At 72.0% G+C, this 22,308-nt stretch carries 21 protein-coding genes; 11 read left to right on the top strand and 10 right to left on the bottom strand.

Annotated elements, in window-relative coordinates:
* The first annotated feature begins 21 nt into the window (after nucleotides 1-21).
* The gene (locus tag VJ693_RS10640; protein WP_324153952.1) at nucleotides 22-807 is read left to right on the top strand and encodes an MBL fold metallo-hydrolase; all 786 of its coding nucleotides are present in this window, start codon (nucleotides 22-24) and stop codon (nucleotides 805-807) included.
* A gap of 3 nt (nucleotides 808-810) precedes the next feature.
* On the opposite strand, the gene VJ693_RS10645 is transcribed toward VJ693_RS10640, so the two are convergent.
* The 5 genes from VJ693_RS10645 to VJ693_RS10665 form a co-directional block, all read right to left on the bottom strand.
* Nucleotides 811-1,638 carry a GGDEF domain-containing protein gene (locus VJ693_RS10645; protein WP_324153954.1) on the bottom strand — a complete coding sequence of 276 codons (828 nt, stop codon included), beginning with the start codon at nucleotides 1,636-1,638 and terminating at the stop codon, nucleotides 811-813.
* Nucleotides 1,639-1,756: 118 nt separating this feature from the next.
* Nucleotides 1,757-3,370 (bottom strand): DHA2 family efflux MFS transporter permease subunit, encoded by a 1,614-nt coding sequence (locus VJ693_RS10650; RefSeq protein ID WP_414652257.1) that lies wholly within the window; start codon nucleotides 3,368-3,370, stop codon nucleotides 1,757-1,759.
* A 19-nt stretch (nucleotides 3,371-3,389) separates the two neighbouring features.
* A complete protein-coding gene (locus VJ693_RS10655) occupies nucleotides 3,390-4,625 on the bottom strand; it encodes an efflux RND transporter periplasmic adaptor subunit (RefSeq protein ID WP_414652258.1) in 1,236 nt (411 codons plus the stop codon).
* Complete coding sequence (locus VJ693_RS10660) at nucleotides 4,622-6,151, bottom strand: efflux transporter outer membrane subunit (RefSeq protein WP_414652259.1); 1,530 nt, start codon at nucleotides 6,149-6,151, stop codon at nucleotides 4,622-4,624. The genes VJ693_RS10655 and VJ693_RS10660 overlap by 4 nt, the downstream gene beginning before the upstream one ends.
* 21 nt (nucleotides 6,152-6,172) lie before the next feature.
* Entirely contained in the window at nucleotides 6,173-6,664 is a 492-nt protein-coding gene (locus VJ693_RS10665) for a MarR family transcriptional regulator (protein ID WP_324153959.1), read from the bottom strand.
* 88 nt (nucleotides 6,665-6,752) lie between these two features.
* Here VJ693_RS10665 and VJ693_RS10670 point away from each other — a divergent pair, with 88 nt between their 5' ends.
* The 9 genes from VJ693_RS10670 (at nucleotide 6,753) to VJ693_RS10710 (ending at nucleotide 15,653) form a co-directional block, all read left to right on the top strand.
* Complete coding sequence (locus VJ693_RS10670) at nucleotides 6,753-8,537, top strand: ABC transporter transmembrane domain-containing protein (protein ID WP_324153961.1); 1,785 nt, start codon at nucleotides 6,753-6,755, stop codon at nucleotides 8,535-8,537.
* 87 nt (nucleotides 8,538-8,624) lie between these two features.
* A complete protein-coding gene (locus VJ693_RS10675) occupies nucleotides 8,625-9,275 on the top strand; it encodes an OmpA family protein (protein WP_324153962.1) in 651 nt (216 codons plus the stop codon).
* A 41-nt stretch (nucleotides 9,276-9,316) separates the two neighbouring features.
* Nucleotides 9,317-10,129, top strand: a complete 813-nt coding sequence (locus VJ693_RS10680) for a thymidylate synthase (protein WP_324153964.1) — start codon at nucleotides 9,317-9,319, stop codon at nucleotides 10,127-10,129.
* Nucleotides 10,129-10,656, top strand: a complete 528-nt coding sequence (locus VJ693_RS10685; RefSeq protein WP_324153965.1) for a dihydrofolate reductase — start codon at nucleotides 10,129-10,131, stop codon at nucleotides 10,654-10,656. The genes VJ693_RS10680 and VJ693_RS10685 overlap by 1 nt, the downstream gene beginning before the upstream one ends.
* A gap of 10 nt (nucleotides 10,657-10,666) precedes the next feature.
* Nucleotides 10,667-11,242, top strand: a complete 576-nt coding sequence (locus tag VJ693_RS10690) for a DUF4337 domain-containing protein (protein WP_324153966.1) — start codon at nucleotides 10,667-10,669, stop codon at nucleotides 11,240-11,242.
* Between the two features lie 41 nt (nucleotides 11,243-11,283).
* The gene (locus VJ693_RS10695; RefSeq protein WP_324153967.1) at nucleotides 11,284-12,687 is read left to right on the top strand and encodes a patatin-like phospholipase family protein; all 1,404 of its coding nucleotides are present in this window, start codon (nucleotides 11,284-11,286) and stop codon (nucleotides 12,685-12,687) included.
* A gap of 105 nt (nucleotides 12,688-12,792) precedes the next feature.
* On the top strand, nucleotides 12,793-13,689 hold the full coding sequence (locus VJ693_RS10700) for an acyltransferase (RefSeq protein WP_324153968.1): 897 nt from the start codon (nucleotides 12,793-12,795) through the stop codon (nucleotides 13,687-13,689).
* Between the two features lie 27 nt (nucleotides 13,690-13,716).
* On the top strand, nucleotides 13,717-14,424 hold the full coding sequence (locus VJ693_RS10705) for a cytochrome c4 (protein ID WP_324153969.1): 708 nt from the start codon (nucleotides 13,717-13,719) through the stop codon (nucleotides 14,422-14,424).
* Between the two features lie 11 nt (nucleotides 14,425-14,435).
* Entirely contained in the window at nucleotides 14,436-15,653 is a 1,218-nt protein-coding gene (locus VJ693_RS10710; RefSeq protein ID WP_324153970.1) for a c-type cytochrome, read from the top strand.
* A 22-nt stretch (nucleotides 15,654-15,675) separates the two neighbouring features.
* Here VJ693_RS10710 and VJ693_RS10715 read toward each other — a convergent pair whose 3' ends face one another.
* Genes VJ693_RS10715 through VJ693_RS10730 form a run of 4 tightly spaced genes read right to left on the bottom strand, consistent with a single transcriptional unit; the run spans nucleotide 15,676 to nucleotide 20,073 of the window.
* On the bottom strand, nucleotides 15,676-16,818 hold the full coding sequence (locus VJ693_RS10715) for a DUF2855 family protein (RefSeq protein ID WP_324153971.1): 1,143 nt from the start codon (nucleotides 16,816-16,818) through the stop codon (nucleotides 15,676-15,678).
* Nucleotides 16,815-17,798, bottom strand: a complete 984-nt coding sequence (locus VJ693_RS10720) for a zinc-binding dehydrogenase (RefSeq protein ID WP_324153973.1) — start codon at nucleotides 17,796-17,798, stop codon at nucleotides 16,815-16,817. Before VJ693_RS10720 ends, VJ693_RS10715 begins: the two co-directional genes overlap by 4 nt.
* Nucleotides 17,783-18,532: an alpha/beta hydrolase gene (locus tag VJ693_RS10725; RefSeq protein ID WP_324153974.1), complete on the bottom strand. Its 750-nt coding sequence runs from the start codon at nucleotides 18,530-18,532 to the stop codon at nucleotides 17,783-17,785. Before VJ693_RS10725 ends, VJ693_RS10720 begins: the two co-directional genes overlap by 16 nt.
* A complete protein-coding gene (locus VJ693_RS10730; RefSeq protein WP_324153976.1) occupies nucleotides 18,529-20,073 on the bottom strand; it encodes a wax ester/triacylglycerol synthase family O-acyltransferase in 1,545 nt (514 codons plus the stop codon). Before VJ693_RS10730 ends, VJ693_RS10725 begins: the two co-directional genes overlap by 4 nt.
* A 216-nt stretch (nucleotides 20,074-20,289) precedes the next feature.
* Here VJ693_RS10730 and VJ693_RS10735 point away from each other — a divergent pair, with 216 nt between their 5' ends.
* Nucleotides 20,290-21,012: a Crp/Fnr family transcriptional regulator gene (locus VJ693_RS10735; protein WP_324153977.1), complete on the top strand. Its 723-nt coding sequence runs from the start codon at nucleotides 20,290-20,292 to the stop codon at nucleotides 21,010-21,012.
* Nucleotides 21,013-21,021: 9 nt separating this feature from the next.
* On the opposite strand, the gene VJ693_RS10740 is transcribed toward VJ693_RS10735, so the two are convergent.
* The gene (locus VJ693_RS10740) at nucleotides 21,022-22,308 is read right to left on the bottom strand and encodes an MSMEG_0569 family flavin-dependent oxidoreductase (protein WP_324153979.1); all 1,287 of its coding nucleotides are present in this window, start codon (nucleotides 22,306-22,308) and stop codon (nucleotides 21,022-21,024) included.

The following is a 22,308-nucleotide window of genomic DNA, read 5'->3' on the forward strand; positions in this document are numbered from 1 at the left end:
GCCCCCCTCCTACAGTGGGCCATGCCCGTGACTTTGTACGACCGCGACGGCCACCGTTGCCTGATGTTCACCGACCTCGGCCACGTGCCAGGCACCGACGGGCATGCCGACGAGGCGGTGCAGTCGAACCAGTTCCTGATCGTCGACGGCGACACCGGCGCGATCATCGACCCGGGCGGCAACCTGGCCTACAGCGAGCTCTACCTCGGCATGACGCGGCACTTCCCGCCGCAGCGGCTGGCGGCGATCCTGGCGTCGCACGCGGACCCGGACATCATCGCCTCGCTCGACCGCTGGACGACCTCGACCCAGGCCAAGATCTACGTCTCGGCGGTCTGGGAGCGCTTCATTCCGCACTTCTGCAAACCGGGCAAGACGATCGGTCGCATCGTGCCGATCCCCGACCCGGGCATGCGCATCCGCATCGGCCGCAGCGACCTGATCGCGTTGCCGGCGCACTTCCTGCACGCCGAGGGGAACTTCCAGTTCTACGACCCGGTGAGCCGGATCCTGTTCTCGGGCGACCTGGGCGTGTCGCTGGTCGGCGGCCAGGCCGCGCAGCAGCCGGTGACCAACCTGGCCAAGCTCCTGCCGTCGATGGAGAAGTTCCATCGCCGCTACATGGTCTCGAACAAGATCCTGCGGCTGTGGGCCGACATGATCAGCACGCTGCCGATCAGCATGATCGTGCCACAGCACGGCGCGCCGCTGATGGACGACGCGGTGCCGCAGTTCATCGCCTGGGCCCGCGGCCTGGCCTGCGGCGTCGATCTGATGGGCGCCGAGAACTACAAGGTTCCAGCCTAGCCGTCAGGACGTCACCGATCGGGTCTCGCCGCTGCGGCGAGGTTGGATGGGGGTCGCGCGCACGCAGTTGCGACCGGCCTCCTTGGCGGCCTGCAATGCGGCCTCGGCATCCTGCACCAGGCCGTCGAGCGCGGCCTGGCCCAGGTGCACATGGGCGACGCCGACGCTGACCGTGGCCACGACATGCGCGTTTTCCCAGCGGAACGGCGCCGAGGCCACCTGCTGGCGGATGCGCTCGGCCGCGTCGAGCGCGCCCAGCGGGTCGGTGTGGGGCAGGAAGACCGCCAGCTCGGCGCCGCCGAAACGGGCCAGCAGGTCGGACTGGCGCAGCGTCGCGTTCACGCGCCGCGTCACCTCGAGCAGGATCGCGTCGCCGCAGCGCTGGCCCATGCTGTCGTTGATGCGGCGCAGGTGGTCGGCATCGATCAGCAGCAGCGCGCCATCGTCGCCATAACGGCGGCAGCGCGACCATTCGCGCTCGGTCAAGCGCAGGAACTGGCGACGGTTGCACACGCCGGTCAACTCGTCGTCGACCATCAGCAACTCGCGCTGCACCGACGACTGGGCCAAGGCGCGTGCCAGTTGCAGCGCCGCCCCGCCGGCCAGCAGAGCCGGCAGCAGCGCGATCGCGCCGGCGCCCAGCGCCACCGGCCAGGAACTGCCGTCCAGCCAGACCAGCATCGTGGCCACCGCGATCGCGACGATCGCTGCGACGCCGATCTGGAAGGCCCACGCCGACCCCAGGCTGGCCCCGCCGGCCAGCCGGGTCAGGGTCTGCATCCAGTTGGGATGCGCCTCGCGGCTCTCGCGCGGCTCGCTCGATGCCACCATCGTCGTCTCAGTGATCCGGTAGAAGAATTCCAACACAAATCGGCTGATCCGGGGTGGGGCTTGAGCACTGTTTACACGGCGGGCTGCGCCTCGTGATGGATTCGTCGCGGCCGCGCGCTCAATGCGCGCCGCCCGCATCGGCCGCCGGGGCGCCCGCGCGCGCCGGACGGCGGGTCATCCAGATCATGCCGATCAACGCGAGAAACAGCATCGCCGAGCCGAGGAAGATGTCGTCGGCCGCGCGGGTGTAGGCCTGCTGGTCGATCAGACGGTTGACCTGCGCCAGCGCCTGCTCGGCGCTGAGGCCGGCCGCCTGCAGCGACGCCAGCGCATTGGCGAACACGCCCTGGCCGGCCGACAGCGGCTCGGCCAGATGCGCGTGGTGCAGCGCGGCACGGTCGTCCCACAGTGTGGTCGAGATCGAGGTGCCCATCGCGCCGGCGGTGATGCGCACGAAGTTCGACAGGCCCGCGGCGGCGGGCATGCGCTCGGGGCTCAGGCCGGCCAGCGTCAGCGTGGTCAGCGGGATAAAGAAGAAGGCCATTGCCGCGCCCTGGATGAAGGTCGGCACCAGCACGTGCGCGAGGTCGGTCTGGGTCGTGAACTGCGAGCGCAGCCACAGCACCAGCGCAAAGACGACGAAGGCCGCGCTGGCCATGCGGCGCGGGTCCCACACGCCCACCTTGCGGCCGACCAGCGGCGACAGCAGGATCGCGAACACGCCCACCGGCGCCAGCGCCATGCCGGCGGAGGTGGCGGTGTAGCCCATCCACTGCTGCAGCCACAGTGGCATCAGCACCACGTTGCCGAAGAACAGGCCATAGGCCACCGACAAGGCCAGCGCGCCGAAGGCGAAGTTGCGCCGCGCGAACAGGCGCAGGTCGACCACCGGGTGGGCGTCGGTCAATTCCCAGACCAGGAACACCGCGAAGGACACGGCCGCGACGACCGCCAGCAGGACGATCTGCGGCGACGAGAACCAGTCGAGCTCCTTGCCTTTGTCGAGCATCAGCTGCAGCGAGCCGACCCAGGTGACCAGCAGCGCCAGGCCCAGCGTGTCGATGGGCAGCCTGCGCGTCGCCGTCTCGCGGCGGCGGTAGATGCCCCAGGTGATCGCGGCGGCGAACAGGCCGACGGGGATGTTGATGTAGAAGATCCAGGGCCAGGAGACGTTGTCGGTGATCCAGCCACCCAGCAGCGGCCCGGCCACCGGCGCGACCAGGGTCGTGACGCCCCACAGCGCCAGCGCGGTGCCGGCCTTGGCGCGCGGGTAGCTGGCCAGCAGCAGCGTCTGCGACAGGGGGATCATCGGCCCGGCGACCAGGCCTTGCAGCACGCGGAACGCGACCAGCATTTCGAGCGACGGCGCGAAACCGCACAGCCACGAGGCCAGCACGAACAGCAGCACGCTCATCGTGAACAGCCGCACCGCCCCGAAGCGCTGTGTCAGCCAGCCGGTCAGCGGCACCGAGATCGCGTTGGCGACGCCGAAGCTGGTGATGACCCAGGTGCCCTGCCCCGGGCTGACGCCGAGGTCGCCCGAAATCGCCGGCAACGAGACGTTGGCGATCGACGAATCGAGCACGTTCATGAAGGTCGCCAGCGACAGCGACAGCGTGCCGAGCGCGAGCGCGGCGCCGGTCAGCGGGGGTGGCGGGCTCGGCGGCATCGCCGCCGCCGCCGGCGGCGATGCCGGCCCGGCCGCGCCCTGTTCGATCGCGGTGGTGCTCATCCTGCGTTCCCCCGACGATTCAGCGCAGGGCCAGGCTGGCGCGCACGATGCGCCGGATTCGTTCATCGACCTCGCGGTCCAGCGTCTCGTAGACGCCGGTGGCCGCCACGGCCTGGGCACGCGGTGCGTCGGCCAGCGTCTTGCCGCCGCGTTCGGCGGTGTCCACGGTCACCTCCATCGACAGGCCGACGCGCAGCGGGTGTTCGGCGAGCTCGGCCGGGTCCAGCGCGATGCGCACCGGCACGCGCTGGACGATCTTGATCCAGTTGCCGGTCGCGTTCTGCGCCGGCAGCAGCGAGAAGGCCGAGCCGGTGCCTGCGCCCAGGCCCGCCACCTTGCCGTGGTAGTTGACCTTGCTGCCGTAGACATCGGCCGTCAGCTCGGCCGGCTGGCCGATGCGCAGGTCGGCCAGCTGGCCCTCCTTGAAGTTGGCATCGACCCAGACCTTGTCGAGCGCGATGACGGTCATCAGCGGCGCCCCGGCCTGCACCCGCTGGCCGAGCTGCACCGCCCGCTTGGCGACGTGGCCATCCATCGGCGCCGGCAGCTCGTCCCGCTTGAGCGCGAGCGCCGCTTCGCGCACGCGGGCCGCGGCGCGCTGCACGTTGGGGTGCTGCTCGACCGTCGTGCCCTCGGTCATCACCTGCGCGGTGGCGAGCTGCTCCTTGGCAGCCAGCGCGGCCGACTGGGCGGCGGCCAGCGTGCCCTTCACCGCCGCCAGTTGTGCGCTCGCGTGCTGGAACTCCTCCTTGCCGACCGCGCCGCTGGCGACCAGCGGGGCACGGCGGTTGACGTCGTCCTGCGCCCGGGCCAAGTCGGCCTGCGCACGGGCCAGATCGGCCTCGCGCAGCGCCACCTGCGCCTTCAGCGTCGCGTTGCCGGCGTAGAGGGCGCGCACTTCGCGCACCGTCTGCGCAAGCTGGGCCTCGGCCTGATCGAGCGCCACCTTGGCGTCGGCGGTGTCCAGCTTGACCAACGGCTGGCCGGCCTTGACCACGTCGTTGTCGTCGGCCAGGATCGCGACCACCGTGCCGCCGACCTGCGGCGTGATCTGCACGACGTTGCCGGCCACGTAGGCGTTGTCGGTCGACTGGCGGTGGCGGGCGTGGAACCAGTGCCAGCCGCCCCATCCGGCGGCGGCCAGCGCCACGGCGACGGCGATCACGGTCAGCCCGCGGCGGCGGCCGGCGGGGTTGGCGACGGGGGAGGAAGCAGCGTCGGTCATGGTCTCGTCCTTCGGGTTCGTTCTTCTCATTGCGCGCGGGCTGGCGCAGGGGCGGCGGCCGTGCGGGTGGCCGGGCCGGTGTCATCGATCCAGCCGCCACCGAGCGCCTTCATCAGCGCGATGCCGGTATCGACCTGCCGGGCCTGCAGGTCGACCGCGGCGCGGCGCTGCGCGAGCCACTGGCTTTCGGTGTTCAGCACGATCAGGTAGCTGCCGAGGCCCGCGCGGTAGCGCTGCAGCGCGAGCTCATGCGCGGTCTGCGAGCCGGCCAGGGCATCGGCCTGCTCGCGGCGCTGGCGCTCGATCGACTGCAGCGAGCTGATCGCGTCGCTCGTCTCGCGCACGGCGTCGAGCAGCGTGCCGTTGTATTGCGCGATCGCCGCGTTCAACTCGGCCTCGCGGCCACCGAGCTGCGCGCGCAGGCGGCCGCCGTCGAACAAGGGCAGGTGCAGCGCGGGTGTGACGCCGAACTGCCGGCTGCCGAGCTCGAACAGCTGGTCGAGCCCGACGGCATTCAGGCCGACGAAGGCGCTGAGGTTGATGTTCGGGTAGAAGGCCGTGCGGGCGACCTTCACGTCCTGCCCGGCCGCCTCGACCCGCCAGCGCGCCGCCACCACGTCGGGCCGGCGGCCCAGCAGGTCGGCGCCCAGCGTGCCGGGCAGGCGCTGCACCGCCAGTTGGCCGAGTGCCGGGGTCAGCGCATCGAGCGCGTTCGGTGCCTGGCCCGACAGCGCGGCCAGCTGGTGGCGCGCGAGCGTGATCTGCTCGTCCAGCGCCTCGAGCTGGGTGCGGGCGTCGGGCAGCGCGCTGTCGGCCTGGACCAGCTCGACGCGGGTGTCGAGCCCGGCGCCGACACGCTGGTGCGTCAGGTCCTTCAGCTCCTCGCGTTGCGCGAGCGTGCGCTGCGCGACGTCGCGCTGGGCGACGAGCCGGGCCAGGCCGACATAGCTGCGCGCGACCTGGGTGGCCAGCGCGTTGGCCGCCACGGCCGCATCGGCCTGCGCGGCGCGCGCCTGGTCGAGCGACGAGGCGAGTGCCGCGGCCTGCTGGCCGTACCAATCCGGCGCCCAGGCCAGGCCGGCGTTCACGGTGCCGGTGTTGCGCACCGAGCCCGCGATCGGCGGCGGGAACAGCCCGTGTTCGGGGTAGCGCTGGCGCGAGGCCTCGGCGCTCAGCTGGGCCTGCGGGCCATCGGCCGCGTCGGTCGCCTGGGCCAGCGCGCGGGCGCGTTGAACCCGGGCCTGCGCCACGGCCAGGCTGGGCTGGTCGCGCAGGGCCTGGTCGACGAGACGGGCCAGTTGCTCGTCGCCGAGCGTGGCCCACCAGCGCACGGGGGCGGCGTCGCTCGCGGCGGCCGAGCCACTTGTGGCATCAGCCAGGCCGAGCGCGGCGGGCGGGATCTCGGCCAGGCGCGGCGTCGGCGCGCCGGGGCTGGCGCAGCCGGCGAGCAGCACCGCGGCCGAGGCCACCGCCACCAGCGCGGTCAGCGCCGTGGGGCCCGGCAGGGGCAGGCGCCAGTGCGGCAGGTGCAGCGAGGAAAGGTCGAGCTTCTTCATGTTCATGTCGCGCACCTCCGCTCATTCCACCGGTGGCTGGCGCATCGCATCGCCGTTGGCCACCATGCGGGCCAGCAGCCCGATCAGCTGTTTCCATTCGGCTTCGTCGAAGCCCTGCAGGTGCTTGTTCAGCACCTCGGCCATCACCGGCGGCACCTTGCGGGCCACCTTGCGGCCTTCGTCGGTCAGCACCAGGTGGACGACGCGACGGTCTTCGGTCGAGCGCTCGCGCCGCACCAGACCCTTGGCTTCGAGCCGATCGAGCGAGCGGGTCATCGCGCCGGGGTCGAGCTCCAGGCCGCGCGACAGCTCGGCGACGGTGTCGCAATCCTTCATCGCCAGCTTGAACAGCGGCAGCCACTGCGCGTGCGTCAGGTCGTAGGCCGCCAGGCGCTCGTCGGCCTGCGCGAGGATGGACGACAGCACCCGCTTCATCAGAAAGCCCACGCTCTGGTCGGGCCGGTACTGGCCGGGCACGTAGAACTCCGGGGCGCTGCTGGCATCTTGATTCATGCCGCCACTGTAATTGCATAGGCAATGATTGGTGTGGCAGTCATTTATTTGCCCGGCAGCGCATGGGGTTTTGCCTACACTGCCCGCCATGTCGACCTCGCCCACCGAGCGCCCGCGCGGCGCATCCCCCCGCTCCCTGTCCGGCCTGCTGCCCTTCCTGCGGCCTTACCGCGGCCGCATCGTGCTGGCACTGGCCTTCATGGTGCTGGCCGCGGTCGCCACGCTGGTGCTGCCGGTGGCGCTGAAGTCCTTGATCGACCAGGGGCTGGTCGCGGCCGGGCCGGGCGAGCGCGTGATGTCGCTGCGCGAGCACTTCGGCGCCCTGTTCGCGGTCGGCGCAGCGCTCGGCCTGTTCTCGGCGGCGCGCTTCTACATGGTGACCTGGCTGGGCGAGCGGGTCACGGCCGACCTGCGCAACGCCGTCTACGCGCATGTCGTGCAGCAAAGCCCCGAGTTCTTCGAGACCACCGCGACCGGCGAGGTCCTGAGCCGGCTGACGACCGACACGACGCTGGTGCAGACGGTCGTCGGCTCGAGCCTGAGCATGGGCCTGCGCAACACGGTGATGGGCATCGGCGCGCTGCTCATGCTGGTCGTCACCAACCCCTACGTGATGACGCAGGTGCTGGGGATCCTGGTGCTGGTGGTGCTGCCGGCGCTGTATTTCGGCCGCCGCGTGCGCAAGCTCAGCCGCGCCAGCCAGGACCGGGTCGCCGACTCGAGCGCGATAGCCGCGGAGGTGCTGAACGCCATCCCCGTCGTGCAGGCCTATACGCAAGAGCGGCGCGAGGCCGAGCGTTTCGGGCTCGCCACCGAAGCCGCCTTCGACACCGCGCAAAAGCGCACCGGCGTGCGCGCCGTGCTGGTGGCCTTCATCATCACCGCCACCTTCGGCGCGCTGCTGTGGGGCCTGTACCAGGGCACGCAGGCGGTGCTGCACGGTGACATCACCGCCGGCCACCTGGGCCAGACGGTGCTGTACGTCATCGTGCTGGTCAGCTCGGTGGCCGTGCTGTCCGAGGTCTACGGCGACCTGCTGCGCGCCGCCGGCGCGACCGAGCGGCTGATGGAGTTGCTGGCAGCGCGCTCGCCGGTCGCCGAGCCCGCCGCGCCCCGCGCGCTGCCGCCCACCGTGCGCGGCTCACGCGTGCAGCTGCAGGCCCTGCGCTTCCACTACCCCTCGCGGCCGCAGCACGCGGCGCTGGCCGACATCGCGCTGCAGGTCCAGCCGGGCGAGACGGTGGCCCTGGTCGGCCCCAGCGGCGCCGGCAAGACGACCGTGTTCCAGCTGCTGCTGCGCTTTTACGACGCCGAGGCCGGCCGCGTGCTGGTCGACGGGGTCGACGTCCGCGAGGCCTCGCTCGCCGCCTTGCGCGAGCGCATCGGCATCGTGCCGCAGGACAGCGTGATCTTCTCGGCCAGCGCGATGGACAACATCCGCTATGGCCGCCCCGACGCGAGCGACGCCGAGGTGATCGCTGCCGCGAAGGCGGCCTTCGCGCACGAGTTCATCATGGCCCTGCCCGGCGGCTACGACAGCTTCCTCGGCGAGCGCGGCGTGCGGCTGTCCGGCGGCCAGCGCCAGCGCATCAGCATCGCCCGCGCGATCCTGAAGAACCCGCCGCTGCTGCTGCTCGACGAGGCCACCAGCGCGCTCGATGCCGAGAGCGAGCGCATGGTGCAGGCCGCGCTGGAGGCCGCGATGGTCGACCGCACGACGCTGGTCATCGCCCACCGGCTGGCCACCGTGCAGCGGGCCGACCGCATCGTCGTGCTCGAGGCCGGGCGCATCGTGGACCAGGGCACCCACACTGAACTTGTCGGGCGCGGCGGACTCTACGCACGGCTGGCGGCCATGCAATTCGACGCTTGAAGTCACACCCGGTTGCACGTCGCTGTCCCGGCGCGCGGGGTGTGCCGCGTTAGGCTGGGAGCCACTCGTTCAACAAGGAGAACAATCATGAGCAGAACCACCCAATCCCTGCCCTGGCTCGTCGCCGCGGCTGTCGCCTTGACCGGCTGCGCCAACATGGGCGAACGCGAGAAGGGCACGGCTGCCGGCGCCGGCATCGGCGCCGCGGCCGGCGCGATCATCAGCTCGACGACCGGCGGCAAGGCCGGCACCGGGGCCGTCGTCGGCGGCGCGCTCGGCGCGGTCGCCGGCAACCTCTGGTCCAAGCGCATGGAAGACAAGCGCAAGGCGATGGAGAAGGCCACGCAAGGTACCGGCGCCACCGTCACCCGCACGACCGACAACCAGCTGAAGGTCAACGTGCCGAGCGACATCTCGTTCGACACCGGCCGCTCCGACATCCGCCCCGAGCTGCGCCCGGTGCTCGACCAGTTCGCCCAAGGGCTGGACGCGACGATGCACGTGCGCGTCGTCGGTCACACCGACAACACCGGCAGCGATGCGGTGAACGACCCGCTGTCGGTCGAGCGCGCCCGCTCGGTGCGCGAGTACCTGGCCAGCCGCGGCGTGGCCAGCCAGCGGGTCGAGATCGCCGGCGAAGGTTCGCGCCAGCCGATCGCCGACAACGGCAGCGCCGAAGGCCGCGCGCGCAACCGCCGGGTCGAGATCTTCCTGCGCGAAGCCGAGCGTCCCTCCTGATGCCGCCCGCGGGGCGGGACCCGGCCGATAAAATCGGCCCGATGAACGCCCGCCCCGTCCGCTCCCAGTACGAAGACTTCATGCGCCACGTCTTTGAGACGGGCGTGGCCAAGGGCGACCGCACGGGCACCGGCACGCGCAGCGTGTTCGGCCACCAGATGCGCTTCGACCTGAAAGAAGGCTTCCCGCTGGTGACGACCAAGAAGGTCCACCTGAAGAGCATCATCCTCGAGCTGCTGTGGTTCCTGCGCGGCGACTCGAACGCACGCTGGCTGCAGGAGCGCGGCTGCACCATCTGGGACGAATGGGCCGGCGACGACGGCGACCTGGGGCCGGTCTACGGCGTGCAGTGGCGCAGCTGGCCGACACCCGACGGCGGCCACATCGACCAGATCGCCGAGGTCGTCAAGGCCCTCAAGACCAACCCGGATTCGCGCCGCATCATCGTCAGCGCCTGGAACGTGGCCGAGCTGCACAGGATGGCGCTGATGCCCTGCCACGCGTTCTTCCAGTTCTACGTGGCCGACAACAAGCTCAGCTGCCAGCTCTACCAGCGCAGCGCCGACATCTTCCTCGGCGTGCCGTTCAACATCGCCAGCTACGCGCTGCTGACCCACATGCTGGCGCAGCAGTGTGATCTCGAGGTCGGCGAGTTCATCTGGACCGGCGGCGACTGCCACATCTACGACAACCACCGCGAGCAGGTGAAGACGCAGCTGGCCCGCACGCCGTTTGCCTACCCGGTGCTGAACATCCGCCGCCGTCCGCCCTCGATCTTCGACTACGAGTTCGACGACTTCGAGGTGCTGGAGTACCAGCACCACCCGGCCATCAAGGCGCCGGTGGCGGTTTGATGGCCTGTGACGCCATGTTGCTGACGCTGATTGCCGGGGTCGCGCGCAATGGCGTGATCGGGCGCGACAACCAGCTGCTGTGGCAGCTGCCCGAGGACCTGAAGCACTTTCGCGCCGCGACGATGGGCGCGCCGGTGATCATGGGCCGCAAGACCTGGGATTCGCTGCCCGCGCGCTTCCGCCCGCTGCCGGGCCGCCACAACATCGTGCTGAGCCGGCAGGCCGGCTTCGACGCACCGGGGGCGAGCGTCGTGGCCAGCCTCGACGCCGCGCTGGCACTGGCCGGGCGCGATGGCGCGGCGCGCGCCTTCGTGATCGGCGGCGAGCAGATCTACCGCGAGGCGCTGCCTCGCGCCGACGAGCTGCTGCTGACCGAGGTCGAGCGCGAGTTCGAGGGCGATGCGCACTTCCCCAGCTTCAGCCGCGAGGCCTTCGCCGAGGTGCAGCGCGAGCGCCACCGGGCCGCGCCCCCCAACGATTTCGATTTCTCCTTCGTCACCTACCGGCGCCTGCCGCCCAAGACCTGAGCCCCGCACCATGTCCGAGCACGGTTTCCACGTCCACGGCCCGCACGATCACGAACTCGAACACGCCGCCCAGCACGAGCCGCAGGGCATGGCCGGCCAGCTCGCGGTGCTCACCGCGATCCTCGCCACGGTCGGGGCGCTGTTCTCCTACCAGGGCGGCGCGACGCAGGCCAACGCCGGGCTGCTGAAGAACGAGGCGGCCATCAAGAAGACCGAGGCGGCCAACCAGTGGGCTTACTACCAGTCCAAGAGCACGAAGCAGTCGCTGGCCGAGTTCGCGCGTGACCTCGCCCCCGAGGACAAGCGCAGCGCCTACCAGGCCAAGGTCGAGCGCTACGAGGCCGAGAAGAACGACATCAAGAAGCAGGCCGAGGCGCTCGACGCCGAATCGCACGAGAAGGACCTGGCCAGCGAAGCGCAGATGCACCAGCACCACCGCTGGGCCCAGGCCACCACCGCCTTGCAGATCGCGATCGCGATGGCCGCCATCGCGCTGCTGACCCGGCGCCGCTGGCTCGAGTGGGCGACGCTGGGCCTGGGCGGCCTGGGCGTGCTGGTCGGCGCGGCCGCCTGGTTCCACCTCTGAGGCGCGCGTGGGGCAATAGCTGCCCCGCCGCGCCTGAACGCATGAGGTCTTCCGCCCTTTCCGTCGTGCTGGCGGCCGCGCTGCTCGCGGGCTGTTCCACGATGCGGCCGTGGCAGAACGCAGCCGCATCGCCCGCCAGCATGGCGCCGCCCGTCACCGGCCTCGGCCCCGACCGCAGCGACAGGCCCTCGATGGTCGCGGCGCTGACGCTGTCGGGCGGTGGGGCACGGGCCGCCGCGTTCGGCCTGGGCGTGCTGCGCGAGCTGAAGGACACCGCCTTCGTCTGGGAAGGCCGGCAGACGACGCTGTTCGACGAGATCGGCCTGGTCAGCGGCGTGTCCGGCGGCAGCATCCTGGCCGCCCATTACGCGAGCTTCGGCGACGAGACGCTGAGCCGCTTCGAGCCGGATTTCCTGCTGCACGATTTCGACGGCGACCTCATCCTGGGCGCACTGTCGCCCGTGCGCCTGCACGACCTGACGTCGCCGTGGTACGGGCGCAGCAACGTGTTGGCCGACCGGCTGGATGCGCTGTACCAGGGCCGCACCTTCGCCGACCTGGCGAAACGGGCGCGCGGGCCGGAACTGCTCGTCACGGCGACCGACCTGACCACCGGCGCACCGTTCGAATTCAACGCGGAGCAGTTCGCGCTGATCTGCTCGGACCTGGGCAGCGTGCCGCTGTCGTTCGCGGTGGCGGCATCGTCAGCGGTGCCGCTGCTGCTGACGCCTGTGACGCTGCGCAACCATGCCGGCGACTGCGCCCACCCGCCACTGCCCGCCACCGGCAACGCCGTGTCGGCGGAGGCCGACTACCGCACCCGGATGCTCGAGGCCAGCGCCGAGAGCTACCGCGATGTGCGCGAACGCCCCTTCCTGCACCTGGTCGACGGTGGGCTGGCCGACAACCTGGGCATGCGCGGGCTGCTCGACCGGGTGGTCGCCACCGGCTCCATCCAGGACAGCTTCCGCGACGTGGCGCCCGGCTCCATCCGCAAGCTGATCCTGATCGCCGTCAACTCCGAGCGCGACCTCGCCGAGCGCATCGACCAGAGCGACCGGGTGCCCACCACCGGCCAGGTGATGGACGCGCTGCTGTTCGGCGCCGGCTCGCGGGTCACGCAGATGACCCTGGCGATGCTCGACGACGACCTGCGGCGCTGGAACCAGGAGCTTCAGCGCCACCGCGGCGCGCCGGGCAGCCCCTTCGCGGCGGATGCGGAGCTCCACGTGATCAGCATCAGCCTGCGCGACGTGCCGGATCCGCGGCGGCGCCGCTCGGCCCTGCAGGTGCCCACGGCGTTCACGATCGCGCCGTCGGACGTGGAACTGCTGCAGGACGCCGGGCGCGAGGCGCTGCGCCGCTCGCCGGCGTTCCAGCGCCTGCGGCAAAGCCTCGCCGGGCCCGCGCCATGCTGCAACAATTCGGCCACAGCGCCGCGTTAGACCCCGGCTGCATCGTTCACCCCTCACCGCGCTGACCCGCAGCCGCACGACCATGACCTTGCCTTCCCTCGCGCCGCGGCCCGCTCGGCCCCGCGCCCTTGCCGCATGACGACCTCCGTACCCCGCCGCTCCGGCCTGCTGCCCGTGCTGCGCGGCTGCCTCGCGGGCGCCGCGCTCGGCCTGAACACCCTGGTCATGTTCTCGCTGATGATCCCCCCGGCCCTGCTCAAGCGCGCGCTGCCCGCGGCGGCCGTGCGCCGGCTGTGCGACCGCGCGCTCAACGCGACGGCCTCGCGCTGGGTCGCCAACAACAACGCCTGGATCGCCGCGGTGAGCCCGGCCGAGTGGGACGTTCAGGTCAGCGATGGGCTGCGCCCGGGCGGCTGGTACCTCGTCTCGTGCAACCACCAGAGCTGGGTCGACATCCTCGTGCTGCAGCGCGTGCTGCACGGCCGCATCCCGTTCCTCAAGTTCTTCCTCAAGGCCGAGCTGATCTGGGTGCCGGTGATCGGCCTGGCGTGGTGGGCGCTGGACTTCCCGTTCATGAAGCGCGGCAAGGGCCTGAACTCGCGCAACGGCGACCTGAAGACCACCCGCCAGGCCTGCGAAAAGTTCAGGCACATCCCCACCGCGGTGATGAACTTCGTCGAAGGCACGCGCAACACGCCGGCCAAGCACGCGGCGCAGTCCAGCCCCTACAAGCACCTGCTGCGGCCCAAGATCGGCGGCCTCGGCGTGGCACTCGCGACCATGGGCGAGCAGTTCGAATCGCTGGTGGACGTGACCATCGTCTACCCGCACGGCACGCCCACCTTCTGGGACCTGCTCACGGGCCGCCTCGACAAGGTCTCGGTGCGGGTGCAGCAGCGCAGCATCCCGGCCGACGTGCTGGGCGGCGACCCGGTGGCCGACAAGGCCTACCGGCGCCGCATCGGCGACTGGGTCGAGCAGCAGTGGGCCGAGAAGGACGCGCTGATCGACGCGGTCCTGGCCGAGGCCTGACCGCCTGGCCCCGCGACACCGCCGGGCATGGGCCTGTCGAATCGTTTCCTTGCCGCCGTCGCGGCCGCCTGCATGCTGGGCAGCGCTGGCGCGGCCGCGCCCGTCGTCCCCGACACGATGGCCCAGCGCGCCCTGGCCTGCACCGGCTGCCACCAGACCGGCGACACCGCCGTCGTGGGCGGCTACATCCCGCGCATTGCCGGCAAGCCGGCCGGCTACCTCCACGAACAGTTGCTGAACTTCCGCGACGGCCGGCGCGCCAACGCGCCGATGGCCCGGTTGCTCGACAACCTGAGTGACGAGTTCCTGCGCGAGCTCGCCGATCACTTCGCCGCGCTCGATGCGCCCTACCCGCCAAGCTCGCGCGCCAGGCCGTCGCCGACCGGCCCGGCGGCGCAGCGCGCGGCCGCCTGGGTTCGCCACGGCGACCCGCAGCGGGGCATCCCCGCCTGCCAGCAATGCCACGGCCCGGCGTTGACCGGCATCGCCCCGCATGTGCCCGGCCTCATCGGCCTGCCGAGCGACTACCTCGTCGGCCAGCTGGGCGCGTGGCGCAATGGCGTGCGCCACGGGCGATCGCCCGATTGCATGGCCAGGATCGCCGGCCGCCTGCCCGCCGAGGCCATCCCCGAAATCGCCGCGTGGTTGGCGGCGCAGCCGATGCCGCCCCAGCCAGCGCCCTCGACGACGCCACCGCCATCGTGGCCGCTGTCCTGCGGGAGCATCCGGCCGTGAGCCGGCGGCGGATGCAGCTGGTCGCGGGCGCGGCGGTGGTCGCGGTGCTGGTGGCCGCTGCGATGGTGCTCGGCGGAGGGCGCCGCGAGGCGGCATCCGGGTCGGCAGCGGCCCCCGTGCCGGCCGGGCCCGAGCAGATCGCCCGCGGCGCCTACCTGGCCACGCTCGGCAACTGCGCCGGCTGCCACACGCGCCCTGGCGGCGAGCCCTATGCGGGCGGCCGCGGCCTGCCGACGCCCTACGGCACGGTCTACGCCGGCAACCTGACGCCGGACGACACCACCGGCCTGGGCCGCTGGAGCGCCGACGACTTCTGGCGCGCGCTGCACGAGGGCCGCTCGCGCGATGGCCGCCGCCTGGTGCCGGCGTTTCCCTACACCTCGTTCTCGCACGTCGTGCGAGACGACAGCGACGCCCTCTTCGCCTACCTGCGCAGCCTGCCGCCGGTGCAGCGGGCGAACACGCCGCACGGGCTGCGATTTCCGTACAACACCGAGCTCGCGATGGCCGCCTGGCAGTGGCTCCACTTCACGCCGGTCGACCCGGCGGCTTCGGCGGCCCGGTCGCGCGGCGCCTACCTGGTTCAGGGGCTGGGCCATTGCGCGGCCTGCCATGCACCGCGCAATGCGCTGGGCGCTACCTCCGGTGAACTCAGCGGCGGCCAGGTGGCCGGGCAGGCCTGGTACGCGCCCTCGCTGCACCCCGCCGCGGGCCGGGGCGACGCCGCCGAGCTCGCTGCCCTGCTGCGCGACGGCCGCACCGACCAGGACAGCCTGTCGGGCCCGATGGCCAGCGTGGTCTACCGCAGCCTGCAGCACTGGCACGCCGACGACCTGCAGGCCGTGGCCGACTACCTGGTGAACCTGCCGGCGCGACCCGCCACCGCCGAAACACCCCCACCCGCGCCAGCGAGCGACCTGGCGCTCGGCCGCCGCCTCTACGACAAGCGCTGCGCCGATTGCCACGGCGAGCGCGGCCAGGGCGCGGCCGGCGCCTACCCCGCGCTGGCCGGCAACCCGACGGTGCTGCAGCCCACCGCCCGCAACCTCGTGCAGGTGATGCGCGAAGGCGGCTTCGCACCCGCCACGGCGGGCCACCCCCGCCCCTACGGCATGCCGCCGCAGGATCTGTCGAACGCCGAGCTGGCCGCCATTGCCAGCTACGTGCGGCAGAGCTGGGGCAACCGCGCCTCGGCCGTCAGCGAGCTGCAGGTCATGCAGCTGCGCTGAGGCTTCAGCCCGCCTGCCAGTTTCAGTCGGGCGACAGCATCAGGCCTTCGCGCGGGTCGGCCGCGCCGCCGACCAGGGCCGACAGGGCGTCGGCCATGGCCTGCGGGCCTCGGCCGTGGCGCACGACCAGCCAGGGCGGCGACGCCGTCGACAGCGTCTCGATGAAGGCGTGCCACGCGCCGGCGATCGCCTGCTCCAGCCCGCGCGGGCCCAGGCCCTCGGGCGGGGGCGCGGCGCGCCGCTGCGCCTGCGCGGGCGCGAAGAACAGCTGCGGTGCCGGGCCCGGCAGGCGTTCGGCCGCGGGGCTGCGCAGGTCCTGCCAATGGCTGCCGCCCACGGCGCAGCTGTAGCGCAGCGCATCGCCGAGGTGGCGGTGCACCGCCAGGCGCAGCGGCGCGCTGCCGGCGAAGTCGACGTAGCTGGCCGGCACGTTGGCATCCAGCGAGGGCAGCTCGTCGTAGGCCAGCACCTGCTCGTAGCAGCCGAGCGAGCGGACGAAATCGAAGTTGCCGCGCGAAGTCAGGCCCACGCGCTGCGGGTGGCCGGCGCGGCGGCCGATGCAGAAGGCCGTGCCATAGGCCGTCTTGCTGGACGCGCTGGACAGCACCAATCGCCGGGCGCCGAAATCGCCCTGGCCGGCCAGGAAATCGTCGAGCAGGAACGAGGTGGTGAACAAGGGGCGCAGCAGCGCCTGCAGCCCCTCGCGCTGCGCGTCGTACAGCGGGTCCTGCGCGCAGGCCGCGTAGTCGTTGTAGGCCGCGGCCAGCCCTGCCCGGTGCGGCGCCGCATCGACGAAGCCGCGCGGGCGCACCCGTGCCGGCTGCACGACCAGGTAGCTGCCCATCGGCAGGTAGCCGTAGACGCGCATGCCGGACTCGACGCCCTCGCAGCGGGACTCCACCACGGTCGCAAAGCCCCACACCGGGATGCAGCCGAACGCCTCGTCGCCCGACGGGAAGAAGCGCCAGTAGTCCATCTCCTGGCCGAACGCGGCGTAGGTGACGTTGTTGGCCGTCAGCGCGAACTGCTCGACGCGCAGGCGCACCTCGCCGGCGGCCAGCGCACGCGCGCCGGGCGCGTCCGGGTCGCTCGTGCAGCGCGTGTGGCGCAGGTCGCCGCGGGCGACCAGGAACCGATACGGCTCGGGCGACCGTGCGGCGCTCAACGCGAGCCCCGCAGCAGAACCTTGCCGCTGCGGCCGACGTGCTCCGCCGCGGCCATGGCGGCCGGTGCCTCGTCCAGCCCGAACACCCCGCCCACCGGCAGCTTCAGCACGCCGCCGGCGGCCAGGCGCGCCAGCTCACCGATCATGCGGGCCAGCTCGGCCGGCGGCGTGGCGGCGAGCCGCTTGCTGGCCCAGTAGCCGCGCACCACCGCCTGCTTGAAGATCAGCTGGTCGGCGCCGATCAGCAGGGGCTTGAAGGTCAGCGAGCCGAACGAGATCAGCTCGCCGTTCTCGGCCAGCAGCGTCATCACCTGCTGCGCCGACTCGCCGCCGATGGAATCGATGGCCCGCACGATCGGCGCGCCGCCCGCCGCGGCCTTCGCGCGGTCCTGCCAGCCCGTGGTGTCGGTCGACACGCCGTGGGCGATGCCCGCGGCCGCCAGGTCGGCCAGCGCGGATTCGCGCCGGACGAGGTTCACCACACCGATGCCGCGCGCGGCGGCCAGCGCGGCCAGCACCTTGCCCACCGCGCCGTTGGCCGCGTTCTGCACGATCCATTGGCCGGGCTGCAGCTTCATGTCCTCCAGCAGCATCAGCGCGCTCAAGGGCATGGCCAGCAGCTGGCAGGCGGCCTCGTCGGGCAGTGCATCGGGCACCGGCACCAGCTTGGCCGCCGGGCTGACGAAACACTCGGCCCAGGCGGCCTGCGCCGAGGCCGTCGCCACGCGCTGCCCGACCCGCAGGCCCTGCACGCCCTCACCCAGCGCCTCGACGACACCCAGCGCCTCGGTGCCCGGCACCGCCGGCAAGGCCGGCTTGTAGCCGTAGACGCCGCGCACGATCGCGAGATCGTGGTTGTGGATCGGCGACAGCAGCATCCGCACACGGGCCTCGCCCGGGCCCGGCGTGGGCAGCGGGCGCTCCGCCGCATGGACGACATCGGCGGGTTCGCCGAAACGATCGATCACGACGCTTTGCATACGGGAGCTCCTTCGTGGGGTTGCCAATCTTGTTCGGGCCGCGACAGGCGTTCGGCAATCAGCCGCAGCACGACCGGATTCAGGCCCATGCCAGTGTGGCTGGCCGGCACGCGGATGTTCTGTGCCGACGGGCCCTCGGGCTGCAGACTGGCGCGCCAGTCGACGATGCCGTCGCTGCGACTGTAGATCGACGTGCACGGAACGGGTACCGGCTCGTGCAGCCGTGCCATCAGCTCGGGCGCATAGGCGCGCGCGCCGCTGACGAACTCGTACAGGCGCCGGGCATTGGAGGCGTGCCCGCGGCCGGCGGCCGGGCTACCCAGTGTGATGACCTGCCGCACGGCCTGCGGCATGCGCTTGGCCATCTCGCGCGAGTAGACCCCGCCGAGGCTCCAACCGACCAGGCTGATCGGGCGGCCGGCGTCGGCATGCAGCCGCTGCAAGCGCTCGAGGCAGGCTTCCAGCACACCGTGGCGCGGGCCGAGGTTCAGCCCCTGCCGCCAGGCATGGGGCCGCCAGCCCTGCGCGCGCAGGTAGCGGCGCAGCAGCAGCGTCGAGCCATCGCCGGCGGCCAGGCCGGGCAGCACCAGCACGCTGTGGCCGTCACCCCGCGCCCCGCGGCGCAACCAGGGCCACAGGATCAGCGATGCCGCGGCTTCGGTCGGCGCCCGCCACTCGAGCGCCAGGCGCAGCGCGCCGGGCGGCGACAGCTTGTCGGTCGTGGGCGTCGTCATGCGGCGGCCGCTGCCGCGCGTCGTCGGCGCGGCAGCTTGGCAGCAACGGGGATGGCCGCAGGCGCTGTCTTCTTCGGTGCGGGTTGCTTCGGCATCGGCGCCGGCAACGGTGCGGCCGTCGCCTCGGCCTGCGCGGCCAGGCAGCGGGCCAGTTCGTGCGCGGCGTCGACCATGTAGTCGCCCAGGTCGCCGACGTCGGGCAGCGCACGGCGGCAGGCCGTGAGGCCGAACTCGACCACGCCGTTGTAGCTCTGCACCGTGACGTTGAGCGCCATGCCGTGCGCGGGGATCGACACCGGCGAGTAGGTGGCGATCTTCGCTCCCGCGAGGTAGAACGGCGTCTGCGGCCCGGGAACGTTGGAGATCACGACGTTGGCCACCGGCGGCATGCGATCGGCCAGCCGCGAGCGACCGTACAGCGAAGCCAGCCCGCTCATCAGCCACGGCGCGCCGAAGGACGGGAAGTCCATCGGGATCGCGCCCTTGACCTGGCCCGTGACCTTCTTGCCGGTGACGGCCGAGGCGTGGATGGCCTTCAGGCGCTCCAGCGGGTCCTTGACGTCGGTGGCCAGCCCGACCAGGATGAACGAGACCTGGTTGGTCATGTCCTGGTTGCCCTGCTCGCGCAGCGACACCGGCACCCCGGCCACCAGGGGCTTGTCGGGTTTGCAGTCGTACTCGGCCAGGTAGCGCCGCAGCGCACCGGCGCAGATGGCGAGCACCACGTCGTTCAGGCTGGTATCGCTGGCCTTGGCCATGCGCTTCAGCTCGGCCAGCGGCAGCGCGCGGGTGGCGAACGAGCGCTGGTTGGTGATGGCCACGTTGATCGGCGTGCGCGGCGCGAACTGCCAGCCCTTGGGCAGCGCCAGCCGGCGCTTGCCGGTCTGCTCGTCCACCGGCAGCAGCACGCTGCGCACGGCCCGCAGCGTGGTGGGCAGCGTACGCACCAGCTTCACGTACTGGCTCACCGTGTTGCCCAGGGCCGCAGAGGCCAGCTCGGCCACGCCGAGCTGGTAGCGGTTCAGGCGGCGGCGCGGGCGCGGCGGCTTCACCACGCGCGGCGTGTCGCTCAGGTCGAGCAGCGCGGCAGCGAGGGCCACGCCCGCCTGGCCGTCGATCGCCGCGTGGTGGACCTTGGTGTAGACGGCAACCTGGCCGGTGGCCAGCCCCTCGATCACCACCATCTCCCACAGCGGCCGGCTGCGGTCCAGCAGCGGTGAATGCAGCCGGCCGACCAGCCGCTCCAGCTGCTCGCGGGTGCCGGGGCGCGGCACGATGATGTGGCGGATGTGGTGGTCGAGGTCGAGGTCCTCGTCGTCCACCCACACTGGGTTGGCCAGCTCGAAGGGCATCAGCGCGAGCTTGCGCTGGAACACCTTCGCCAGGTGCAGCCGCGTGGCGACGTGGCGCTTCACGTCCTCGTAGAAATCGCCCGTGTAGCCCTCAGGCAGGTCCAGCACCAGCAGGCTGCCCACGTGCATCGGCATCTCGGGCGTTTCCAGGTGCAGGAAGGATGCGTCCATTCCGCTGAGGTGGTCCATGGCTGTCTCCTGCTGCCGCTTCTTGGATGTGGGGGTCTTCGGTGGGCGCCGCCGGCACCGCCGGTGCAGCATAGGCCGCGGCGCGGCGCGAGACTGTCGGCCGCGACACACTCCGGCGAACATCATCCTGGGGTTAACCCCGAGGCGCAGCCCGGTCACGGCCGGGCGAGGATCGCGGGCGTCCTCCGCTACCTCCACCTGCCTTCGGCTCCCTCGATGGTCGACCCTGCCAACGCCACGGCCCTGCGCGCCGCGATGCTCGCCGACACCTGGTTCCGCACCTGTGACGGCCGCATGCAGGACGCGCTGCTCGCGCATGGCCGCACGCGCGGCCTGCAGCCGGGCGAGCATCTGTTCGCCCAGGGCGAGGCGGGTGGCGGCCTGTTCTGCGTGCTGTCCGGCTCGCTGACGGTGCAGTCGGCCGATGTCGAAGGGCAGATGCCGGTGCTGGTGGTGCTGGAGCCGTACCACTGGTTCGGCGAGCTGTCGTTCACCGACGGCCTGCCGCGTTCGCACGATGCGGTGGCGGACATGCCGTCGAGCGTCTTCTGCGTGCCGCGCGAGCCGATGCTGGCCTGGCTCGAACGGCACCCCCAGCACTGGCGCGAGGTCACCCGCCTGGCGGTCGGCAAGCTGCGCATCGTCTACCAGATCTTCGACGAGGAGATGCGCCGGCCGCTGGCCCAGCGCGTGGCGCGCCGCCTGTGGCTGGCCTTCCAGGGCTGGGGCTGGCGGCGCGACAACCCGCTGCACGCGGTGCACTGGTCGCAGGAGCAACTCGCCCGCATGCTGGGCAGCAGCCGGTCGAGCGTCAACAAGTCGCTGCGCGAGCTCGAGAACGGCGGCGCGATCCGCCTGCACTACGGCACGATCGAGGTGCTCGATTCGGCGCTGTTGCGGCGCGCCTGCGATGGCGCGCTCGAGCCGCTCGTGATGTAGCGCGGGTCCTCAGGTGGCAGCCTGCATTTCGGCCTGTCGGGCGGCTGCCTCGCCGCTGCCCGCGATCTGGCGCTCGATCTGCTCGGCCAGGAACTGCGCGTCGCGGGCGATGCCCGAGAAGCGCCCCGACCCCCACGTGTGCAGCCACGGCAGGCCCAGGAAGTACAGGCCCGGCACCGCGGTGACGCCGCGCGCATGCACCGGCTGGCCGCGGCCGTTGAACACCGGCGCGTCGAGCCAGCGGAAATCCGGCAAGAAGCCGATGCACCAGATCACGCAGCCGATGCCGGCGTCGGCCAGCGCCATCGTGCTGCGCTCCTCGGCCGGCCGCCACACGGGCTCGTAGACGCCGCCCGCCGGTGCCTCGATGCCGTGCTCGGCAATGTGCCTGTCGATCACCGCGTTGATGCCGTTGTAGATCTTGTCCGCCTGGTCCAGCACCTCGCCCAGGCGCGGCTCGAAGCGCAGCACGCCGTCGGCGCCGATGTCGGTCAACGGGCCGTAGAGCTGCATGCCTTCGAGCGCGAAGCGGCGCAGGTCGATGTCGCGCCCGCCGTCGCGGCCGGTGACGTAGTGGTTGGTGTTGTCGCGCACGCCTTCACGCAGCGGGTGCTCGGACACCGGCATGTCGTAGTAGCCCATGTCGGCCAGCCAGTCGACCACGTCGCGGCCACGGTAGAAGCGTGCGCAACGCGGCGCATCGCCGGCCGCCAGCACCACCTGGCGGCCGGCCAGGTGCAGGTCTTCGGCGATCTGCGCGCCCGACTGGCCCGAGCCGACGACCAACACCGCGCCGGGTGGCAACTGGGCCGCGCTGCGGTACTGCTCCGAATGCATCTGCACGATGCCCGCCGGCAGGCGCTGGGCCATGGCCGGCACGTTGGGCAGGTGGTAGCCGCCGCTGGCCACGACCACCTGGCCGGCCGTGCATTCGCCCTCGCTGGTCGTCACCAGCCAGCCGCCCTGTTGGCGCAGCCGCACGCGGGTGACCGCGACGCCCTCCCGCAGCGGCGCATCGACCATGCGGCGGAAGCCCTGCAGGTACTCGACGATCTCGGCCTTGCGCATGAAGCCGTGCGGATCGCCGCCGCGGTAGGGGTGGCCGGGCAGCTGGCATTGCCAGTTCGGCGTGACGAGGCAGAAGTTGTCCCAGCGTGCCGATTCCCAGGCGTGCATGGCCCGGTGCTTCTCGAACACCAGGTGGCCGAGGCCGCGCTGCTTCAGGTAATACGACAGCGACAGGCCGGCCTGGCCGCCGCCGACGATCACGACCTCGTGGTCCGTGGTGGGTTTCAT

This window comes from Ideonella sp. (genome assembly GCF_035254525.1).
Taxonomy (GTDB): domain Bacteria; phylum Pseudomonadota; class Gammaproteobacteria; order Burkholderiales; family Burkholderiaceae_C; genus Ideonella.